Origin of the sequence: Cobetia sp. 10Alg 146 (genome assembly GCF_029846385.1) — a bacterium.
Taxonomy (GTDB): Bacteria; Pseudomonadota; Gammaproteobacteria; order Pseudomonadales; family Halomonadaceae; genus Cobetia; species Cobetia marina.
Window position 1 is genome coordinate 248,754 of the sequence record NZ_JARWKT010000006.1, and the last position, 19,405, is coordinate 268,158.

15 protein-coding genes are annotated in these 19,405 nt (G+C 63.6%); 9 read left to right on the forward strand and 6 right to left on the reverse strand.

Annotated features, from left to right (window positions below; all coding sequences use genetic code 11):
- Positions 1-647: 647 nt before the first annotated feature.
- The 3 genes from dbpA (at position 648) to QD172_RS12745 (ending at position 3,240) form a co-directional block, all read left to right on the forward strand.
- On the forward strand, positions 648-2,048 hold the full coding sequence (gene dbpA, locus QD172_RS12735; RefSeq protein ID WP_279855912.1) for an ATP-dependent RNA helicase DbpA: 1,401 nt from the start codon (positions 648-650) through the stop codon (positions 2,046-2,048).
- Positions 2,049-2,272: 224 nt separating this feature from the next.
- Positions 2,273-2,845, forward strand: coding sequence for an N-acetyltransferase (locus QD172_RS12740; RefSeq protein WP_077379022.1), 573 nt, complete (start codon positions 2,273-2,275; stop codon positions 2,843-2,845).
- Positions 2,846-3,072: 227 nt separating this feature from the next.
- Positions 3,073-3,240: a hypothetical protein gene (locus QD172_RS12745; RefSeq protein ID WP_164850377.1), complete on the forward strand. Its 168-nt coding sequence runs from the start codon at positions 3,073-3,075 to the stop codon at positions 3,238-3,240.
- A 170-nt stretch (positions 3,241-3,410) separates the two neighbouring features.
- Here the strand turns inward: QD172_RS12745 and QD172_RS12750 are convergent, their stop codons facing one another.
- Positions 3,411-4,769 carry a NarK family nitrate/nitrite MFS transporter gene (locus tag QD172_RS12750; protein WP_176502998.1) on the reverse strand — a complete coding sequence of 453 codons (1,359 nt, stop codon included), beginning with the start codon at positions 4,767-4,769 and terminating at the stop codon, positions 3,411-3,413.
- Between the two features lie 609 nt (positions 4,770-5,378).
- Between QD172_RS12750 and QD172_RS12755 the strand changes: the two genes are divergently transcribed.
- The 3 genes from QD172_RS12755 (at position 5,379) to QD172_RS12765 (ending at position 7,990) form a co-directional block, all read left to right on the forward strand.
- On the forward strand, positions 5,379-5,954 hold the full coding sequence (locus QD172_RS12755; protein WP_279855915.1) for an ANTAR domain-containing protein: 576 nt from the start codon (positions 5,379-5,381) through the stop codon (positions 5,952-5,954).
- Between the two features lie 50 nt (positions 5,955-6,004).
- Positions 6,005-7,213, forward strand: coding sequence for a CmpA/NrtA family ABC transporter substrate-binding protein (locus QD172_RS12760; RefSeq protein WP_279855916.1), 1,209 nt, complete (start codon positions 6,005-6,007; stop codon positions 7,211-7,213).
- A gap of 156 nt (positions 7,214-7,369) precedes the next feature.
- Complete coding sequence (locus QD172_RS12765) at positions 7,370-7,990, forward strand: TetR/AcrR family transcriptional regulator (protein ID WP_077379030.1); 621 nt, start codon at positions 7,370-7,372, stop codon at positions 7,988-7,990.
- 183 nt (positions 7,991-8,173) lie between these two features.
- Here QD172_RS12765 and preA read toward each other — a convergent pair whose 3' ends face one another.
- The 4 genes from preA to QD172_RS12785 form a co-directional block, all read right to left on the reverse strand.
- Complete coding sequence (gene preA, locus QD172_RS12770) at positions 8,174-9,538, reverse strand: NAD-dependent dihydropyrimidine dehydrogenase subunit PreA (RefSeq protein ID WP_077379032.1); 1,365 nt, start codon at positions 9,536-9,538, stop codon at positions 8,174-8,176.
- Entirely contained in the window at positions 9,538-10,929 is a 1,392-nt protein-coding gene (locus QD172_RS12775) for an NAD(P)-dependent oxidoreductase (RefSeq protein ID WP_279855920.1), read from the reverse strand. Before QD172_RS12775 ends, preA begins: the two co-directional genes overlap by 1 nt.
- 199 nt (positions 10,930-11,128) lie before the next feature.
- Complete coding sequence (gene hydA / locus QD172_RS12780) at positions 11,129-12,571, reverse strand: dihydropyrimidinase (RefSeq protein ID WP_271302385.1); 1,443 nt, start codon at positions 12,569-12,571, stop codon at positions 11,129-11,131.
- Between the two features lie 82 nt (positions 12,572-12,653).
- Positions 12,654-13,556: a nitrilase-related carbon-nitrogen hydrolase gene (locus QD172_RS12785; protein ID WP_052384559.1), complete on the reverse strand. Its 903-nt coding sequence runs from the start codon at positions 13,554-13,556 to the stop codon at positions 12,654-12,656.
- Between the two features lie 817 nt (positions 13,557-14,373).
- Here QD172_RS12785 and QD172_RS12790 point away from each other — a divergent pair.
- A complete protein-coding gene (locus QD172_RS12790; protein WP_279855941.1) occupies positions 14,374-15,852 on the forward strand; it encodes an NCS1 family nucleobase:cation symporter-1 in 1,479 nt (492 codons plus the stop codon).
- 125 nt (positions 15,853-15,977) lie between these two features.
- On the opposite strand, the gene QD172_RS12795 is transcribed toward QD172_RS12790, so the two are convergent.
- Positions 15,978-16,871, reverse strand: a complete 894-nt coding sequence (locus QD172_RS12795) for a LysR family transcriptional regulator (RefSeq protein WP_279855922.1) — start codon at positions 16,869-16,871, stop codon at positions 15,978-15,980.
- Between the two features lie 239 nt (positions 16,872-17,110).
- Between QD172_RS12795 and QD172_RS12800 the strand changes: the two genes are divergently transcribed.
- Together QD172_RS12800 and fghA are read left to right on the forward strand one after the other, a co-directional pair.
- Positions 17,111-18,220 carry an S-(hydroxymethyl)glutathione dehydrogenase/class III alcohol dehydrogenase gene (locus QD172_RS12800; RefSeq protein WP_077379043.1) on the forward strand — a complete coding sequence of 370 codons (1,110 nt, stop codon included), beginning with the start codon at positions 17,111-17,113 and terminating at the stop codon, positions 18,218-18,220.
- 133 nt (positions 18,221-18,353) lie between these two features.
- Positions 18,354-19,217, forward strand: coding sequence for an S-formylglutathione hydrolase (fghA, locus tag QD172_RS12805; protein WP_279855923.1), 864 nt, complete (start codon positions 18,354-18,356; stop codon positions 19,215-19,217).
- Positions 19,218-19,405: the final 188 nt, after the last annotated feature.

Here is a 19,405-nt window from a genome sequence, read left to right on the forward strand (position 1 = left end):
CTGTCATGCCTTCATGAAAAGGCATTGATATTTCTCATTGATATCAATTTAATCAACAAGATAGCGGAGTAATGGGCGTGATGATGCGGTGATGCTCTCATGACGGGACATGGGTGTTGCACAGATGATGCAGACGATGATCAGTGACGAGACTCGATACCGGTGCGTCCCTTTTTCGTTGAGGTCCGCACCCTTGATGCAACGCTTGAGGCATGGCGATAGGTATCGATGACAATCAATTCTCACACGCGCACGATCACTCGTGGCGTGGCGCAAGACGTGGGAAATGACAGGAACGTCAACGGGTATTCTGGTGAATCGGACAGGATTAATAAATGACCTGAATCAGGATTGAAAACGGCTGATGACGAAAATCATTCATTGCCATTAATGCGATATCGTTTGCCTCATGCGAGGGGATTATCGACTGGTGCGAGGAAGGGACTGACAACCAGCAGTCGATCAGCTGTCGTGTCGTTGGAAAGGATGGCAAACGTGAACGCGGGCGGCGCGCTGGCAGGAACCCGCAGACATGTGAAGTCGCAGGTAGAGGCGTGCAGGCGAGCGAGCGCTGGCTCTGTTATGCTCTGCGCCCGCACGCATGCCTGTTCGGCTCGTGCCTGTTCATCGACTGAAGGAATGTCCTCGTGACTGACGCCACCGCCACCCCTGCCTTTGCCTCTCTGGCGCTGGCGCCCGAGCTGCTCACCAATCTGGAGACGCTCGACTATCACACCATGACGCCGATTCAGGCGCAGAGCCTGCCGCCGATGCTGGAAGGGCGCGATGTCATCGCCCAGGGCCAGACGGGCTCCGGCAAGACCGCCGCCTTCGGCCTTGGCCTGTTGTCGCGCCTCAAGGTCTCGCGCTTTCGTGTCCAGTCGCTGGTGCTGTGCCCCACGCGTGAGCTGGCCGATCAGGTCGCCGGCGAGATTCGCCGTCTGGCGCGCGGCCTGCACAACGTCAAGGTGCTGACGCTGTGTGGCGGTGCGCCCTTCGGCCCGCAGCTGGGCTCGCTGGAACACGGCGCGCATATCATCGTCGGCACGCCGGGCCGGGTGGACGAGCACCTGCGCAAGGGCAGCCTGAGCCTTGCCGAGCTCAATACCCTGGTGCTGGACGAGGCCGACCGCATGCTCGACATGGGCTTCGCCGAGGTGCTGGATGCCATCATCGCCGAGACCCCGGAAGCGCGTCAGACGCTGCTGTTCAGCGCGACCTTCGCCGATGGCGTGCGCCCGATCGCCGAGCGCATCCTGCGGGAGCCGGTCAGCATCGAGGTCGCCTCCACCCACGATGACAGCAGCATCCGTCAGCTGTTTCATCGGGTAGCGGATGAAGAGGCGCGTTTCGAGGCGCTGCGTATCCTGCTGCTCAAGTATCGTCCTGACACCAGCGTGGTGTTCTGCAACACCAAGCGCGAGGCCCAGGAGGTCAGCGATGCCCTCAGTGAGCACGGTTTCAGTGCCATGGCCCTGCACGGTGATCTGGAGCAGCGCGAGCGTGATCAGACGCTGGTGATGTTCGCCAACAAGAGCACCTCGATTCTGGTGGCCACGGACGTCGCGGCACGCGGGCTGGATATCGACGCGCTGGATGCGGTCTTCAATTACCAGATCGCCCGGGACCTCGATGCCCACGTCCACCGTGTCGGGCGTACCGGTCGCGCGGGCAGCTCCGGTATCGCCTGTACGCTGTATACCGAGAAGGAAGACTATCGCCTGGCCAAGCTGGGAGATTTCCTCGAGCAGACGCTGGAAGCCGAGCCGCTGCCGGCGAAGAGCATGCTGACCCGTGAACCCTTCCGCGCGCGCATGGCGACGCTGCAGATCGATGGCGGCAAGAAGGACAAGCTGCGTCCCGGCGACATCCTCGGTGCCCTGACGGGCGATGGCGGGCTGCCGGGCAGCCAGATCGGCAAGATCAAGGTACTGGCCCGCACCACCTACGTGGCGGTGGAGCGCGATGTCGCCAAGGCGGCGCTGACCCAGCTGATGAACGGCAAGCTCAAGGGCCGCTCCTTCCGCGCGCGTCGCCTCAAAAGCTGACAGGGGCGCACGCCTGATGGCGTGGAAATCAGCAGAGGAGTGACATGGCAGGTCCCACGTCTCTCATCTGGATCACGACCTTGTCATCACGTCATTCGATGCCCGCCACTTCGGCGGGCATCGTGCTTTTTGAGCAGTAGATTGACTCTCGCGGGCCATGACGGCGGTGGCTAAGCTTGGGGGTGACGGCCCTGATCGACAGGGCGCTGAACCGGTAACTCGTGATGACTGACAATCCCGCCGATAATCTTCGCATCCGTGAAGAACGTCTCATCGATCATGAGCGCATCTACCGCATCCATGAATCCGTGTTTGCCGGCCACCGGGAAGCCCGCCTGGGCGACAGACTGCGTCGCAGTGATCTGGCGCAGATCTCGCTGGTGGCCGAGCGCTTCTCTGACCCGGAAAGCGGGCGTCACCTCAGTGAAGGCGAAGGAGGGCTGCTGGGGCATGTGATGGCCTCGCGCGTGGAACTCTCCGGCTGTCCGGGGCGCGTGCTGATGGCATTGGCGCCTCTGGCGGTGTTGCCCCAGCACCAGCGTCATGGCATCGGCAAGCGGCTGGTGATCTCGGCGGTCAAGCGTTGTCGTCTGCTGGGAGCGGGCGCCGTGGTGGCGGCGGGTCATGCCGAATTCTATGCACATCTGGGCTTTCATCCGGCGCGCCATTACGGCCTTTATTGCCATCACGAGGATGTGCCTGGCGCCTTCGTGGCCATCGAGCTGGTGCCGGACTATCTGGCGGGGCTGGGAGGCGAGGTGCTCTTCGACCATGGTTTCTCTGACCTGGGCCTCTGACCTGGGCCTCTGGCTCGAGCGCAGATTCGCACTCTGAGCCGGGCTCCTCGAAGGGGCTTGCCCTGTGGGGTGTGCCTCGTCACTCGGTCATCCCCTTGCAACTCGGCGTTGCGCCACCCTTGAAACCGCGCGACACCCGCTCCATGTCCTGTGTATCCCCGCGCTGTTGTCTGTACTGGTGTGCAGGCCGGGGCGTTATCCCGACCGATGATTCAAGGAGAGACATCATGAAGCTCAAGACTCTGGGTAGTTCGCTGATGATTGCCATGCTGGGTCTCGGTGGCCTGTCACTCGCCGGTTGCGAGGACGAGGGCCCGATGGAGAAGGCTGGCGAGAAGATGGACAACGCCGTGGAAGACGCCGGTGACAGCGTCGAGAACGCCACCGACAGCTGATGGCTGGCCGTGACTCGCCTGCGAGCACGGCGAACCGCTAGGTGTGAATGCACAAAGGCCCCGCCTCTCATGAGGCGGGGCCTTTGCATGTCAGGGCTTCGTATATCAGGGCTCCGTGTATCAGGGCTGCATGTATCAGAGGTTTGAGAAAGTCTCAGGAAGAGACAGGCTCAGACAGACACGGGCTGCTGGTCGCTCTGCTGCTTGCGTTCCGCGACGGCGGCGTCATAGGCGCGGCCTTCCTCGGCCTCGGTGGCGGCGCTGAAGCGCACCAGCAGGGCGAACAGCGAGATCACGATCACGCCCATGCCCAGATACATCAGGCCTTCCTGGTAGGTCAGTTCTTCACTGCGGAACAGGAAGCCCGCGGCGACAGCCCCCGCGTTGCCACCCGCGCCGACGATACCGGCCACCGCGCCCAGTGCCTTGCGATTGACGAAGGGCACGATCCCGAAGGTGGCGCCTTCCGCCATCTGCACGAACAGGCTGAACACCAGCATGATGCCGATGGCTACCGCGAGGGTTTCCATCTGGGCGAAGCCGACCAGCGCCACGCCTTCACACAGCAGCGCGATGAACAGCCAGCGCACGCGACCCTTGAGGCCGGACTGACGGGCGAACAGGTCGGAGAACACGCCGCCCAGGGTGCGCGCGAACAGGTTCATCAGGCCGAACAGGCCCGCGATGAGGCCGGCGGTGGCGAGATCGAGATCGAAGTGATCGAAGAAGTAGATGGCGGCGACGTTGTTGATGGTCAGCTCGACCCCGAAGCAGGCGCCGTAGACGAGGAACAGGGCCCAGACACGGATGTCGCGAGCCGCCGCGCCGAAGGTGGCGCGCATGCTGTATTCCTTCTCGGCTTTCGGCAGCTCACCACGCTCACGCAGCTCGCTGAAGTTGCCGTCCGGCGCATCCTGGGTGAAGAAGTAGTAGGCGATCCCGGTGAGGAACAGCACGATGCCTGGCACGACCATCGCCAGACGCCAGCCCAGGGTCTGCTCGACGCCCAGCATCAGAAGGCCGGCCATCACCAGCGGCATCAGCATCTGGGTGGTGCCGCCGCCCAGGTTGCCCCAGCCGGCGGTGGTGGCATTGGCGGTGCCGACCACGTTGGGGCCGAACATCACGGAGGTATGGTACTGGGTGATGACGAAGGACGCGCCGATGGCACCGATGGCCAGACGGGCGAGGAAGAAGGATTCGAAGCTGTCGGCGAAGCCGATGCACATCACCGGCAGAGAGCCGAGGCACAGCAGCCAGGTGTAGGCCTTGCGTGGCCCGATGCGATCACACAGCACGCCGATGGCAAGTCGCACGATCACCGTGATGGCGACGGAGGCGATGATGGTGTTGCCGATCTGGGTCTTGGTCAGGCCGAGGTCATCGCGCACCACGGCCATCAAGGGCGCGATGCCGAACCAGCCGAAGAAGCAGACGTGGAAGGCGAACCACGACATGTGGAAGGCGCGCATCTGCGGGGTATTGAAGCTGAACAGCCGGATACGGCTGGCCTTGTTGCGAATATCCATGAGTGGGCTCCTGGTACAGCGTCGGTGCCGGACGCCAGGGTCTCGGCGCACGACGGGTGGTCGAACAGCTGTGAACGACAGCGGGGCGCCTCGTCATTGAGGGGCCTGGTTCGACGCACTCGTACTCCTGGGAGCCTGGTCCACGTCATGGATGATGCATGGCACGCTTGTCTGCCATTGCCTGACTCAAAGCAAGTAGCGCGCCACTTGCGGGGGTGTTGTGCGTCCAACCCCCGTCATATCAAGGGCTTGGAATCATCATGTCGGGCAAGACAGCAGTGGGGAGTAAGCAGGGCGATGCCCAGTGGCGGTGCGCGGCGGGGTGAGGATGATCCAGTCTGGCGCACGTGGCGGGCGAGAGATCGCCAGATCACGCCATGCATCATTGCTGTGCAGCCGGGCGCGCCCTTGCGCACTGCGGAAGGCCTTTCTGTCCAGCGCTGCACCAGTTTGTGGCATGAATCCTGCAGTGTCAGAGGCGTGACGCCATCCTGACTCCCGCTTGCGAAGACGCCGTCGTCCTTGATCTCGGACGTCGGTGCCTGATCGCTCGAGGCGTCGCCTGACACCCCGGCACCACCGCCTGACACACTGCCAAGGAAGCCTGATATGCCCGTGACCGTGTTGATCGTCGATGTGCGCAGCGAGCGTTCCGCCGCTCTGGAGCAGGCGCTGTTGAGCGCCGGCTTCGAGGTGGCGCTGCGGGTCGATGAACACGAGGACCTGCATGCGCTGGTGCAGCACCATCAGCCGGATGCCGTGATCATCGACGCCGACCTGCCCAGCCGTGACACCCTCGAGCACCTCGGCCAGCTGGGGCGTCACTATCCCAAGCCGATGATCATGCTGGCCAGTGAGGACGCGCCGGATATGGTGCGCCAGGCGGCTGGCGCCGGCGTGTCCGCCTACGTGGTGGATCACGTCATGCCGGCGATGGTGCGCAGCATGGTCGAGGTGGCCATCACCAGCTTCGAGGCTCACCGTGCCCTCAAGGGCGAACTCAATCGCACCCAGACCACTCTGATACAGCGGCGCAGCGTGGATCGCGCCAAGGCGCTGGTGATGGAGAGTCGCGGACTGGGGGAGGATGCGGCCTACCAATATCTGCGCAAGACCGCGATGAATCGGCGTCTGGCATTGCACGAGCTGGCCGATGAGCTGCTCAAGGCGTCGCGTCGGCACTGAGCCGAGTCTCGTGATGTCCTTCTCTTTCGATCGTTCAAAAGGTGGATGTGATGCTCAGTGATTCTCTTCTCAATGGCCATCAGTTGACGCTGGGGTTGATGCCGCTCAATGACGCGGCACCTCTGGTGGTGGCGGAGCGTCAGGGGTTCTTCCGTGAGGAGGGGCTGGCCGTGACGCTCAAGTGGCAGCCGTCGTGGGCGGCACTGCGCGATGACCTGCAGACCGGCGTGTTGCAGGGCGCGCAGATGCTGGCGCTGATGCCGCTGACCTCGACCCTGGGGCTGGATGGCCGCGCCACACCGGTGATCAGCGCGATGACGCTCAATCTGGGCGGCAACTCCATCACCCTGTCGCGGGCCCTGATGGCAGCGCTGGCCGAGGAGGGGCATGACCTGGGCTCTCCGCTGGCGGTGTCTCGGGCGCTGGCGGCGCACGTGCAGGCGCGCCGCCAGCGTGGGGAGGCGGCGCTCAAGCTTGCCAGCGTGCATCCCTTCTCCTCGCACCGCTATCTGTTGCGTTACTGGCTGGCGGCCGGCGGGATCGACCCGAATCGCGACATCGAGATGCGTGCGGTGGCCCCGCCGTTGATGGCCGCGCAGCTGGCAAGTGGCGCGCTGGACGGCTTCTGTGTCGGAGAACCCTGGAACAGTCTGGCCGCCGTGCAGGGCATGGGGCAGGTGGTGGCGGGCAGTCATGATATCTGGCGCTTCGGGCAGGAAAAGGTGCTGGGCGTGCGCGAGGACTGGGCGGAGCAGCACCCGCTGGCGCATCAGGCGCTGATTCGCGCGCTGCTCAAGGCCTGTGCCTGGCTGGACCGCCCGGGCAACCGTGAGCAGGCCGCGCAGTGGCTGCATGATGAAGGCATGCAGGAAGTGCCGCTTTCGGTGGTGGCGCGTGGACTGCGCGACGTGGATGTCGAGCAGTCGGTGGAGGCGTTCCAGCGGGAAAATCCCGGCTGGACCATCTTCCATCGCTATGCGGCCAACTTCCCGTGGCGCTCGCAGACCCGCTGGTATGCCGCCCAGATGCAGCGCTGGGGGCATCTCGAGGGAGTCAGCGACAATGACCTCGAAGCGACCCTGGCACGCTGCGTACGCCCGGACCTCTACCGCAGCGCAGCCCGCAAGCTGGGCATGGTGGTGCCGGTGGCGGATGAGCGCAGCGAAGGCACGCATCCGGCACCCTGGTGGCTGAGCGGCGAGGCAGGGCAGGTGCCGATGCCGGCGGATGGCTTCATCGATGGCGCGGTCTTCGAGTGACGTTTCGGCTGCGCGCCTTGCAGCCCCCTGCGAGCAAGGGCTGTCAGGGCAACCGCCGCCATTGAGCGGATGCCGGGGAAACCTGTCGGCTCAGGCATGTTGGCAGTGCGGTTATGATATTCTCATCCCACTGCCAGCACCGCGTCAGGGGATCGCATGACCACTCGCAAGTCTCAGATTCGCAAGGATAATGTCGGCCGCATCCTGCTTGCCGCCGAAAAGATCTTCGCTCTCAAGGGCTATGTCGGCGCCAGCATGGTCGATATTGCCGCCGAGGTAGAGCTGCCCAAGTCCAATCTGCATTACTACTTCAGCACCAAGGAAGCGCTGTATCGCGCGGTCCTCGATGGTCTGCTGGCGCTGTGGAAGGAAGATGCGCTGTGCTTCGAGGCCTATGACGACCCGCAGCTGGTGCTCTCCACCTACATTCGCGCCAAGATGATGCACTCGCGCCAGCGTCCGTATGGCTCCAAGGTATGGGCCAGCGAGATCATGCAGGGCGCGCCGGTGCTGGGCGAGGAGCTGACGGTGTGGCTCGACGAGTGGGCCGAGATGAAGAAGTCACGCCTGCGCCAGTGGATCAGCGAGGGGCGCATCGACAACGTCGATGCTTCCGCCTACCTGTACATGATCTGGGCCAGCACCCAGCACTACGCCGACTTCGACCACCAGATCGCGGTGCTCAATCAGGGCAAGGCGCTGAGTGATCGCGAATTCGAGCAGGCGGTGCAGAACGTCACGCGGGTGCTGCTGAAGGGCGTTGGCTTGTCCGCCTGAGTCAGCAGATGATGTCATGATGAAATTATCCTTAGGCTAATAATGATCATCATTGATGGATCATGAAGCCATTGAAAAGGGGCTGCCATTGCTGGCAGCCCCTTTCTGTTTTCACGCCACTGAACGTGGTGTCATGCGCTGGTATCTGTGCGGATCATCCAGATCTTGTCCGCAACGTCAGGGTCACGCCGCGCGATGCGGGTTGCGCGGGTCCTCCATCCAGTTCATGTACGGCTTGCCGGTGTCCTGCACTTCCATGGTGATGCAGTCCTCGACCGGGCAGGTGATCTCGCACAGGTTGCAGCCCACGCAGTCGGCGTCCTTCACCTCATAGCGGGCGGTGCCGTTGTCCCTGGCCAGATGCAGGATGGCCTGGTGCGAGGTGTCCTCGCAGGCGATGTAGCAGCGTCCGCAGCCGATGCACTTGTCCTGGTCGATCCGCGCGATCACCTGGTAGTTCATGTCCAGCTGCTTCCAGTCGGTGGTGTTGGGCACCGCCGCGCGGGAGAACTCCTCGATCCGCTGATAGCCCTTGCTGTCCATCCAGCGCCCCAGGCCGTCCTTCATCTCCTCGACGATACGGAAGCCGTGCAGCATCGCCGCGGTGCACACCTGCACGCTGCCCGCGCCGAGGGCGATGAATTCCGCGGCATCTTCCCAGTTGGAGATGCCGCCGATACCCGAGATCGGCAGGTTGGCGGTTTCCGGCGTGCGCGCGATCTCGGCCACCATGTTCAGCGCGATGGGCTTCACGGCGCTGCCGCAGTAGCCGCCATGGGTGCTGCGGTCGCCGACGATGGGATGCGCGACCATGCGGTCGAGGTCCAGATGGGTGATGGAGTTGATGGTGTTGATCAGCGAGACGGCATCCGCGCCGCCACGCCAGGCCGCCTTGGCCGGTTCGCGCACGTCGGTGATGTTGGGGGTCAGCTTGACGATCACCGGCAGCGAGCTGTAGGTCTTGCACCAGCGCGTGACCTGCTCGACATACTCCGGCACCTGGCCCACCGCGGCGCCCATGCCGCGTTCCGGCATGCCATGGGGGCAGCCGAAGTTGAGCTCGATGCCATCACAGCCGGTAGCCTCGACCTGCGGCAGGATGGTCTTCCAGGCCTCTTCCTCGCACGGCACCATCAGCGAGACGATCAGTGCGCGGTCCGGCCAGTCCTTCTTGACCTGGGTGATCTCGCGCAGGTTGATCTCCAGCGAGCGGTCGGTGATCAGCTCGATGTTGTTGAAGCCGCTGACCTCGCCATTCGGGCCATAGTGCGCCGAATAGCGCGAGGAGACGTTCACTGCCGCCGGGTCTTCCCCCAGCGTCTTCCAGACCACGCCTCCCCAGCCGGCCTCGAAGGCGCGTACCACGTTGTAGGCCTTGTCGGTGGGCGGGGCGCTGGCCAGCCAGAAGGGGTTGGGGGCACGGATGCCGGCGAAGTTGACCGACAGATCGGCCTTGTAGCTGGCGACGTGATCGTCAGCCGCTGCAGAACTTGAACCAGAGCCTGCCGGACGCGCGTTGTCATCATTGAGCGGGGTATGAATGGTCATCAGGCGGCCTCCACCTTGAGCATCAGATCGTGATGGATGGCCTCGGCGGCCAGCTTGCCGTGGGCGACGGCTTGAACGGTGAGATCCTGTCCGCGAGCGATGCAGTCACCGCCGGCATAGACGCCCGGCAGACTGGTGCGCAGCATCTCGTCCACCTCTATCTTCGCCCCCTCGCGGGCCAGCCCCGCGGCATGCGCATCGCTCAGGCTCGCGTCATCGAAGCCCTGGCCGATGGCGGTGAAGACCCCATCGCAGGCCAGCGTGAAGGTCTCGCCGGTATCGACGAGTCGGCCATCCTCGACCCGCGTGCGCGCGAACTGCATCGCACTGAGCGCGGCGTCACCACCATCCTCACTGTCGCTTGCCATACCGATGGCCAGCGGGCGCGCCCAGGTGTGGATCATCACGCCATTGGCACGCGCGATTTCCTGCTCGTGATGGGTGGCGGACATCTGCTCCTCGCCACGCCGATAGACCAGGTCCACCGTCTGTGCGCCGAGGCGCCTGGCCTGCACGGCGATGTCGATGGCGGTGTTGCCGGCGCCGATCACCACCGCGTGCCTCGGCACTGCCAGCGCGTTCAGTTCGCCGCTCTGACGCAGCACCTTGATGAAGTCGGTGGCCGCCATCAGGCCGCTGGCATCCTCGCCGGTCAGGCCGAGAGCATGGCTGGTGCCAAGGCCCAGGCCCAGGAAGACGCTGTCGAACTCGCGTGTCAGGGAGGCCAGCGCCAGATTGTCGCCGAGGCGCTGGCCGTGGCGGATCTCGATGCCGCCGATCTCGAGCAGGAATTCGACTTCGCGGGCGGCGAAGTCATCGGTCAGCTTGTAGCGGGCGATGCCGTATTCATTGAGGCCACCGGCTTTCTCCTCGGCCTCGAAGATCACCACGTCGTGGCCGAAACGCGCCAGGCGGTGGGCGCAGGAAAGCCCGGCAGGCCCGGCACCGACCACGGCGATGCGCCGGCCGGTGCTGGCTGCCCGCGTGAACGGGTGGGCCTCGAACTGGGCGTTGTCCAGCGCATGGCGCTGCAGCAGGCCGATCAGCACCGGCTGGCACTCATCGCCCTGATTGCGCACGCAGGACTGTTCGCAGAGGATCTCGGTGGGGCAGACGCGGGCGCAGCTGCCGCCGAGGATATTGGCATCGAGAATCTCGCTGGCGGCGCCTTCGAGATTGTCATCGTGGATACGGCGGATGAAGGTCGGGATGTCGATGCTGGTCGGGCAGGCCTTGATGCAGGGCGCGTCATAGCAGTACAGGCAACGCGAACTCTCGATGAAGGCCTGACGCTTGGTGAGCGCCGGATGCAGATCAGTGAAGCGCGCACTCAGCGCCTCTTCCGCGAGTCCGGACGGGGCCCAGTGGGAAGGAGTGGAGGATGTCGTCACGGTGTGGCTCCTGCCCGCGCTCAGGCGCGGGGTCGTTGTTGTTGGTCTTGCAGGCGAGTCAGGTAGCGCTTCTTGATTGGCAACGCCTTGATTGGCAGCGCTTCGGGACCGGCAGCGCGTCAGGTGCGCTGCCAGGCCGTCGTTCAGTCGTGTTGTTCAGTCGTGCCGGTCTTGTCTTGTTCGAGTCGTTCGTCGGCCGTCAGCTGCGATCCACGGCGGTGACGACATTGCTCTCGGCGCGGGCCTTGAGCTGGTCGAAGACGCTGGGGTAGGGCGGGCGTTCGACGTACTGGCCGTGACCGCGCTTGGCATGCAGCTCGCCATCGCGCCATGCCCAGTCGCCGCGGCTGATGGTGTGACGCGGGATACCCTTGACGGTGCGGCCTTCGAAGATGTTGAAGTCGATGTTCTGGTGGTGGGTCTTCGCCGAGATGGTGCGTTCGGCGTTGGGGTCCCAGACCACGATGTCGGCGTCGCTGCCGACCCGGATCGCGCCCTTGCGCGGGTACAGATTGAAGATCTTGGCGGCGTTGGTGGAGGTCAGGCCGACGAAGTCCTCGGCGGAGAAGCGCCCGGTGTTGACGCCCTCGTGCCATAGCATCGCCATGCGATCCTCGACCCCGGCGGTGCCGTTGGGAATCTTCGAGAAGTCGTCCTTGCCCATCTCCTTCTGCTCGGCGCAGAAGCAGCAGTGATCGGTGGCGGTGGTCTGCAGGTCACCGGACTGGATGCCGCCCCACAGCGCCTGACGATGTTCCAGCGAGCGGAACGGCGGGCTCATCACGTGGCCTGCCGCGAATTCCCAGCTCTTGTTCTGATAGACCGCTTCATCGATCAGCAGATGGCCTGCCAGCACCTCGCCGTAGACCGGCTGACCGTGCTCGCGGGCGTAGCGGATCTCCTCCAGCGCGTCGGCGGTGGAGACGTGCACCAGATACACCGGCGTGCCCAGGGTGCCGGCGATGCGGATGGCGCGGCTGGCGGCTTCGCCCTCGACCTGCGGCGGACGCGACAGCGGATGTGCCTCGGGCCCGGTGATGCCATCGGCCAGCAGCTTCTGCTGCAGGTGGTAGACCAGCTCGCCGTTCTCGGCATGCACGGTGGGAATCGCGCCCAGCTCCAGACAGCGCGCGAAGCTCGAGACGAGGGTGTCGTCCGGCGCCATGATGGCGTTCTTGTAGGCCATGAAGTGCTTGAAGCTGTTGACCCCGTAATCGGAGACCAGCGTCTGCATGTCCTGGCTGACGCTCTCGTCCCACCAGGTGACGGCGACGTGGAAGCTGTAGTCGCAGCACGACTTCTCGGCCCACTCGCGCCAGGTGTGATAGGCCTCCATCAGCGGTTGCTGGGGGGAGGGAATCACGAAATCGATGATCATGGTGGTACCGCCGGCCAGCGCCGCGGCGGTGCCGCTCTGGAAATCCTCGCTGGCCACGGTGCCCATGAAGGGCAGCTGCATGTGGGTGTGCGGGTCGATGCCGCCGGGCATCACCAGACAGCCGCTGGCGTCGATCACCTCGCAGTCGTCCGGTACGTCCAGGTCGGTGCCGATGGCGGTGATGGTCTCGCCGTCACACAGCACATCGGCGGTGTAGCGCTCTTCGTGGGTCTGGATGCTGCCGCCCTTGATCAGGATTGCCATGAATCTCTCCCGGCCGCATCGCGCGGCCTTGTCCGGCATTGAGTGTCAGGTCGTGTTGTCGTTGTCGTTATCGTGCTGGCCGTCATTCACCATCGGTGAGGCGGGTATAGGCGTCCGGACGGCGGTCACGGAAGAACTGCCAGTTGTTGCGCACCTCGCGCACCATCGCCATGTCGAGGTCGTGGATCAACAGCTCGTCCTCGGTGGCACTGGCCTGGGCTTCGATCTGGCCGCGTGGATTCACGAAGTAGGAGGAACCGTAGAACTCGCCGATATCCCAGGGTTGTTCATGGCCGACACGGTTGATGGCGGCGATGTAGCAGCCATTGGCGGCGGCGGAGGCGGGCTGTTCCAGCTCCCACAGATACTGGGAGAGGCCCGCGACGGTGGCGGAGGGATTGAAGATGATCTCGGCGCCATTGAGCGCCAATGCGCGCCAGCCTTCCGGGAAGTGGCGGTCGTAGCAGATGTAGACGCCGATGCGCCCGTAGGCGGTGTCGAAGACCGGCCAGTCGGACTTGCCAGGCTTGAAGAAGAACTTCTCCCAGAAGCCCGCCACTTGCGGGATGTGGGTCTTGTGATACTTGCCCAGATAGCTGCCGTCGGCATCGATGACGGCGGCGGTGTTGTAGTACACCCCCGGCTGCACTTCCTCGTAGATGGGCACGATGATCACCATCTGATGCTTCTTCGCGTACTGCTGCATCAGGGTGACGGTGGGGCCGTCGGGCACGCGCTCGGCGGCGGCATACCACTTGGCATCCTGGCTCGGGCAGAAATAGGGCTGATTGAAGACTTCCTGGAAGCACAGGATCTTGACGCCTGCCTCACCGGCCTGGTCGATCAGCGGCAGGTGGGCCTCGTTCATGGCATCGCGGATCTGTGCGGGCTCGAGGTCGGTGGAGACGTTGAGTCCCATCTGGATGACGGCGCAGCGCAGCTTGCCGGCATCCTCGGTATAGGAGATGCGGGAGTCGTTCGACATGTCATCCTCATCGGGCGGCTTGGCGCCGGTTGTTGTTGTCTTCAATGAGTGCTGGTGGGCAGAGCGGGTGAACCGGGATGGCGCGAAATGGACCTTGGAAAATCATGCCGCCTGTCCGGAAAGTCTGCATGCCGGCGGCAGGTATCGTGGGTCAGGGAAGGTCCGATGCAAATCCTGTCTCGCCAGTCAGCTTAATGAACATTAGACAGTGTTCCCGCGTTCGGCAAGACGAAGTGTCAAATAAAGTCTTGTAGATTTATCTTGTTGTTATAAAAGGATTTTCGGTAAAGATTTCGCATGAATTCACCATTGTGGTGCCAGGAGAATCAGCGTGGTTCACGCGATTTTCAAAGGAAAACTCAATGCACATCAGTGGCTTGTGACCGTCTGTATGGGCCCTGTGCAAGACCGCCTTGCACCAGCTTGGAACCTGACCATACTGACAATTGGCGCGAACACGGCGTGTCGCCACCTGACGGGCATCAGACGGTCAAACCCGCGCCATTGCCTCTCAAGTTGTCTTGCGGGACAGGTTTGATTTGACGGCAATAATGCCGCCATCGGCATGCGATTTGCCCATGAAAGGTACCGCTTCATGTGGATGGGTAATTCGAGCATCCCTTGGCTGAAACAGGGTGGAAAAGTGAATCAGGAGGGTGAAGGAAGGGACGGATCTTCAAAGACGGCAAGACGCGCCACAGAGCGCAAAGGCAGGACAAGCGACGTGCATCACCCTCAACAATAACAACAGCTGAACAGGTGAGGACTCATGGCCCCGACACAGACTCGCTCGCACATGGTGCGCAGCAATGAGGAAATGATCGAGCTGGTGGTGGCGCAGGACGTCGCCCGCAGCCCGCGCTACAACGAGGATATCGCGCCGACCAGGAGTGCCGAGCGCACCTGGTCGCGCTGGAACATCGCCGCGCTGTGGGTCGGCATGTCGATCTGCGTACCCACCTATACCTTGGGCGGCGTGCTCACTGCCTACTTCGGGCTGAGTGTCGGCGAGGCGCTGATCACGATTCTGGTCGCCAATCTGGTGGTACTGATTCCGCTGACGCTGAACGCCTTCCCCGGCACGCGTTTCGGGATTCCCTTTCCGGTAGTGCTGCGTTCATCGTTCGGGATCATCGGCTCCAACGTGCCGTGCATGATTCGGGCGGTGGTCGCCTGTGGCTGGTTCGGTATCCAGACGATGTTCGGCGGCCTGGCGATTCACCTGCTGCTCTCGAGCCTCTCGGCGGACTGGAAGGCGCTGGGCGGGGTGGGCGAGGTCATCGGCTTCTTCATCTTCTGGGCGCTCAACCTGTTCGTGGTGATTCGCGGCGCGGAATCCATCAAGTGGCTGGAGACGCTCTCCGCGCCCTTGCTGCTGGCGGTGGGGGTCGGCCTGATGGTGTGGGCGCTGCCGCACACCTCGATCAGCGAACTGCTGGCCCAGCCACCGAATCGTCCCGAAGGCGATGGCGTGGCCAGCTACTTCATGGCGGGCCTGACCGCGATGGTCGGCTTCTGGGCGACGCTGTCGCTGAACATCCCGGACTTCAGCCGTTACGCGAAGAGCCAGAAGGACCAGATCGTCGGTCAGATCATCGGCCTGCCGCTGACGATGTTCTTCTTCGCGGCGCTCGGCGTGGTGCTGACGGCCGCTTCCAGCTCGCTGGTGGGGGAGACCATCTCCGACCCGGTCAACCTGATCGGTCGCATCGACAGCCCCGGCTGGGTCGCCATCGCCATGGTGCTGATCATCATCGCGACGCTCTCCACCAACACCGCCGCCAACATCGTCTCGCCGACCAATGATTTCCAGAACATCGCGCCGAAATTCATCAACCAGACGCGCGGCGTGCTGCTCACCGGGCTGGTCGGGGTGCTGCTGATGGGCTTCGAGCTGATCAAGAAGATGGGCTGGATCGTCTCCGACGTGAGCCTCGAGAGCCTCTATTCCAACTGGCTGTTGGGCTATTCGAGTCTGCTGGGGCCGATCGCGGGGATCATGATCGTCGACTACTTCGTGATCCGTCGTCAGTCCTTCGATCTGCCGGCGCTCTATCTGGATGGCAGCACCTACCCGGCCTTCAATCCAGCGGGCTTCATCGCCTTCTTCGTGCCGGTGGGGCTGACGGTGATCAGCTTCTCGCAGCCCGGGCTTTCCTGGTTCTACGACTACGGCTGGTTCACCGGCTCGCTGCTGGGGGCGCTGGTCTACTTCGTGGCCAGCAAGCTGCTGGTCAAGGCACCGCAGGTGCACCTGCCGGAGGCGATACCGGGTGGCGGCGCACAGCGTGCCTGACGCCGCTGGCGGATAGCTCGCAACGCAACGTCACGTGCAACGACAGACGGGCTGCCCATCGGCAGCCCGTCTGTCGTCGTGGCAAGGGGAAGTGACGGCCGGTTGAGGCCTTCGCGCCCTGGCCGTCAGCCCACCAGGCCGGGGATGCCGCCCTCGAAGCGCTCGACCATGAAGTCGACGAACTGGCGCACCTTGGGCGAGAGATGGCGGTGGCGGGGATAGACGATCCACACCCCGGTATCGCGCACCTGATATTCATCCAGCACCGAGATCAGCTGGCCACTGGCCAGGTGAGGCGCGACGTAATAGTCGGGAATCTGGGCAAGCCCGAGGCCCTTGAGCGTGGCGTCCAGCAGTGCCGGCCCGGAATTGGCCTGCCAGCTGCCGGAGATGCGCACCTCGCGTCGCTGGCCCTCGACCTCGAACAGCCATTCACGCTTGGAGCCCGCCAGGCAGCGGTGGCTGGAGAGCTCCGCCAGCGTGTGCGGGCGCGGCGCACGCTGAAAGTAGTCGTGCGAGGCGACGACATACTCCTGTCGGTCCACCAGTCGCCGCGCGATCAGCGAGGAGTCCTTGAGCACGCCCATGCGAATGGCGACATCGAAGCCCTCGTCGATCAATTCCACCGGACGATTGGTGAAGTGCATCTGCACCTCCAGCTGCGGGTGCATCAGCTGGAAGTCGTTGACCAGTGGCGCGACGTAACGCTCACCGAAGGTGGTGGCGCTGGTCAGCTTGAGCACGCCGCTGGGACGGGCGTGGAAGTCGCCGATGGCCTGTTCGGCGGCGCGGAAGCCATCGAAGAGGTGATGGCAGTGCTCGTAATACACCTGTCCGGCATCGGTGAGACGCGTCTGACGGGTCGTGCGATAGAGCAACTGGGTATCAAGCTGGGCTTCCAACTGGCTGATCAGGCGACTGACATGTGAGCTGGAGACCCCGAGATGACGGGCGGCACCGGAAAACGAGCCGATTCTGACGACTTCCACAAAGGCTTCGATGCGGTCCCAACGCTGCATGCCCGCTCCTCATCATTGTTGTTGAGTGACAATAATCATCTGAGTGCTGACGGCTTAATCCCGCCAAGGTCACTGCGTAGACTGTGTTGCATACTGATGGCACCGCACGCGTTGCGGCAATGCATTGCTCCTTGCCTGTCCCCCCGGGTGAACCCCTTGTGAGCAAGGGGTCACCGGCAGGCTCGCCGGGAGAATGCCACGGATCAGTCTACCGCCATTGTTGCTCCGAGGAGATATTAATGAAATCACGTGCTGCGATTGCGCTGGAAGCCGGCAAGCCGCTGGAGCTGGTCGAGATCGATGTCGAAGGACCGAAGGCCGGTGAGGTGCTGGTACGCATCGTCAATACCGCCGTCTGCCACACCGATGCCTACACCCTGTCCGGCGCAGACCCCGAAGGCCTGTTCCCGTCCGTACTGGGCCATGAAGGCGCGGGTATCGTCGAGGAAGTGGGCGAGGGCGTCACCGGTCTGGTGCCGGGCGACCACGTCATCCCGCTCTATACCGCCGAATGCGGCAAGTGCAAGTTCTGCCTCTCCGGCAAGACCAACCTGTGCAGCGCCGTGCGCGCCACCCAGGGCCGTGGCCTGATGCCGGATGGCACCTCGCGCTTCTCGCTGGACGGCAAGATGCTGCACCACTACATGGGCACGTCTACCTTCTCCGAGTACACCGTGGTGCCGGAAGTCTCGCTGGCCAAGGTGTCCAAGGAAGCGCCGCTGGACAAGATCTGCCTGCTGGGCTGTGGCGTCACCACCGGTATCGGCGCGGTGATGAATACCGCCAAGGTCGAGCCGGGTGCCACCGTGGCCATCTTCGGTCTCGGCGCCATCGGTCTGGCCGCCATCCAGGGCGCGGTGATGGCCAAGGCGTCGCGCATCATCGCCATCGACATCAATGAGGACAAGTTCGATCTGGCCCGCAAGTTCGGCGCCACCGACTTCGTCAACCCGAGCAAGCTGTCCGTGCCGGTCCAGGAAGCCATCGTCGACATGACCGACGGCGGCGTCGACTACTCCTTCGAGTGCATCGGCAACGTCAAGGTCATGCGTGCCGCGCTCGAGTGCGCGCACAAGGGCTGGGGCGAATCCATCATCATCGGCGTCGCCGGTGCCGGTGAAGAGATCGCCACCCGTCCCTTCCAGCTGGTGACCGGGCGCGTCTGGAAAGGCTCCGCCTTCGGTGGCGTCAAGGGCCGTACCGAGCTTCCGGGCTACGTCGAGCGCTACATGGATGGCGCGATCAACCTCGACGACTTCGTCACCCACCAGATGCCGTTCGAGAAGATCAACGAGGCCTTCGACCTGCTGCATGAAGGCAAGTCGATCCGTACCGTGCTGAGCTTCTGATCCGCGAGCGATCTTTGGCTGAAACGCCTCCGGGCCGGGCAGGCAAGCGTGATGCCTGGGCGGGCTCGGAGCGTGAAACGGCGTCGGCTTGCCGACGCCGTCTTCATGAGGCGATATCACAAGGGAGAGCATGATGACCGCGACCGAACAACTCGAGCTGGTCAGCGCCAACAAGGTGCATGGTGGCTGGCTCAAGCGTTACCGTCACCGCAGCGGCAGTCTGGATTGCGACATGGTGTTCGCCATCTATCTGCCGCCGCAGGCCGAACAGGGCCCGGTGCCGATGCTGTGGTGGCTGTCGGGGCTGACCTGCACCGACGAGAACTTCATGCAGAAGGCCGGCGCGCAGCGCAAGGCAGCCGAGCTGGGCATCGCCCTGATCTGCCCGGATACCAGCCCGCGTGGCGTGGACCTGCCCGGCGAAGACGAGAGCTATGACTTCGGCAGCGGTGCCGGCTTCTACGTCAATGCCACCCGCGAGCCGTGGGCGCGCCATTACCGCATGTACGACTACGTCACCGAGGAGTTGCCGGCGCTCGTCAAGCGTCACTTCCCGGTGGATGGCGAACGCGAGTCCATCTCCGGTCACTCCATGGGCGGCCACGGCGCGCTGATCTGCGCGCTGAAGAATCCGGGGCGCTATCGCTCGGTCTCCGCCTTCGCGCCGATCGCCAATCCGATGGCCTGCCCGTGGGGCGAGAAGGCCTTCAGCGGCTATCTCGGCGATGACCGCACCCAGTGGGCGCAGTGGGATACCTGCGAGCTGGTCAAGCAGGCGGGCAACAGCGGTGCCGCGCGTCAGGAGCTGTTCGTCGAGCAGGGCGAGAATGACCAGTTCCTGGAAGAGCAGCTCAAGCCGGAGCGTCTGGAGGCGGTCTGCGCCGAGCAGGACCACCCGCTGATCCTGCGTCGCCAGCCCGGCTATGATCACAGCTACTTCTTCATGGCCACTTTCATCGATGAGCATCTGACCTACCATGCGAAACACCTCCTTTGAGGTGTGAGGATGGTAGCCAATGAAGATAAAAAGGCATGCGAAACACCTCCTTTGAGGTGTGAGGATGGTAGCCAGTGAAGACGAAAAGGCATGCGAAGCACCTCCTTTGAGGTGTGAGTGTGGTGGCCGGTAGAGATAAAAAGGCATGCGAAACACCTCCTTTGAGGTGTGAGGATGGTAGCCAGTGA

Coding starts and splice junctions, on each gene's coding strand:
- QD172_RS12740 (WP_077379022.1), top strand. CDS start 2,273: ATGACTGACAATCCCGCCGATAATCTTCGCATCCGTGAAGAACGTCTC.
- QD172_RS12745 (WP_164850377.1), top strand. CDS start 3,073: ATGAAGCTCAAGACTCTGGGTAGTTCGCTGATGATTGCCATGCTGGGT.
- QD172_RS12750 (WP_176502998.1), bottom strand. CDS start 4,769: ATGGATATTCGCAACAAGGCCAGCCGTATCCGGCTGTTCAGCTTCAAT.
- QD172_RS12755 (WP_279855915.1), top strand. CDS start 5,379: ATGCCCGTGACCGTGTTGATCGTCGATGTGCGCAGCGAGCGTTCCGCC.
- QD172_RS12760 (WP_279855916.1), top strand. CDS start 6,005: ATGCTCAGTGATTCTCTTCTCAATGGCCATCAGTTGACGCTGGGGTTG.
- QD172_RS12765 (WP_077379030.1), top strand. CDS start 7,370: ATGACCACTCGCAAGTCTCAGATTCGCAAGGATAATGTCGGCCGCATC.
- preA (WP_077379032.1), bottom strand. CDS start 9,538: ATGACCATTCATACCCCGCTCAATGATGACAACGCGCGTCCGGCAGGC.
- hydA (WP_271302385.1), bottom strand. CDS start 12,571: ATGGCAATCCTGATCAAGGGCGGCAGCATCCAGACCCACGAAGAGCGC.
- QD172_RS12785 (WP_052384559.1), bottom strand. CDS start 13,556: ATGTCGAACGACTCCCGCATCTCCTATACCGAGGATGCCGGCAAGCTG.
- QD172_RS12790 (WP_279855941.1), top strand. CDS start 14,374: ATGATCGAGCTGGTGGTGGCGCAGGACGTCGCCCGCAGCCCGCGCTAC.
- QD172_RS12795 (WP_279855922.1), bottom strand. CDS start 16,871: ATGCAGCGTTGGGACCGCATCGAAGCCTTTGTGGAAGTCGTCAGAATC.
- QD172_RS12800 (WP_077379043.1), top strand. CDS start 17,111: ATGAAATCACGTGCTGCGATTGCGCTGGAAGCCGGCAAGCCGCTGGAG.
- fghA (WP_279855923.1), top strand. CDS start 18,354: ATGACCGCGACCGAACAACTCGAGCTGGTCAGCGCCAACAAGGTGCAT.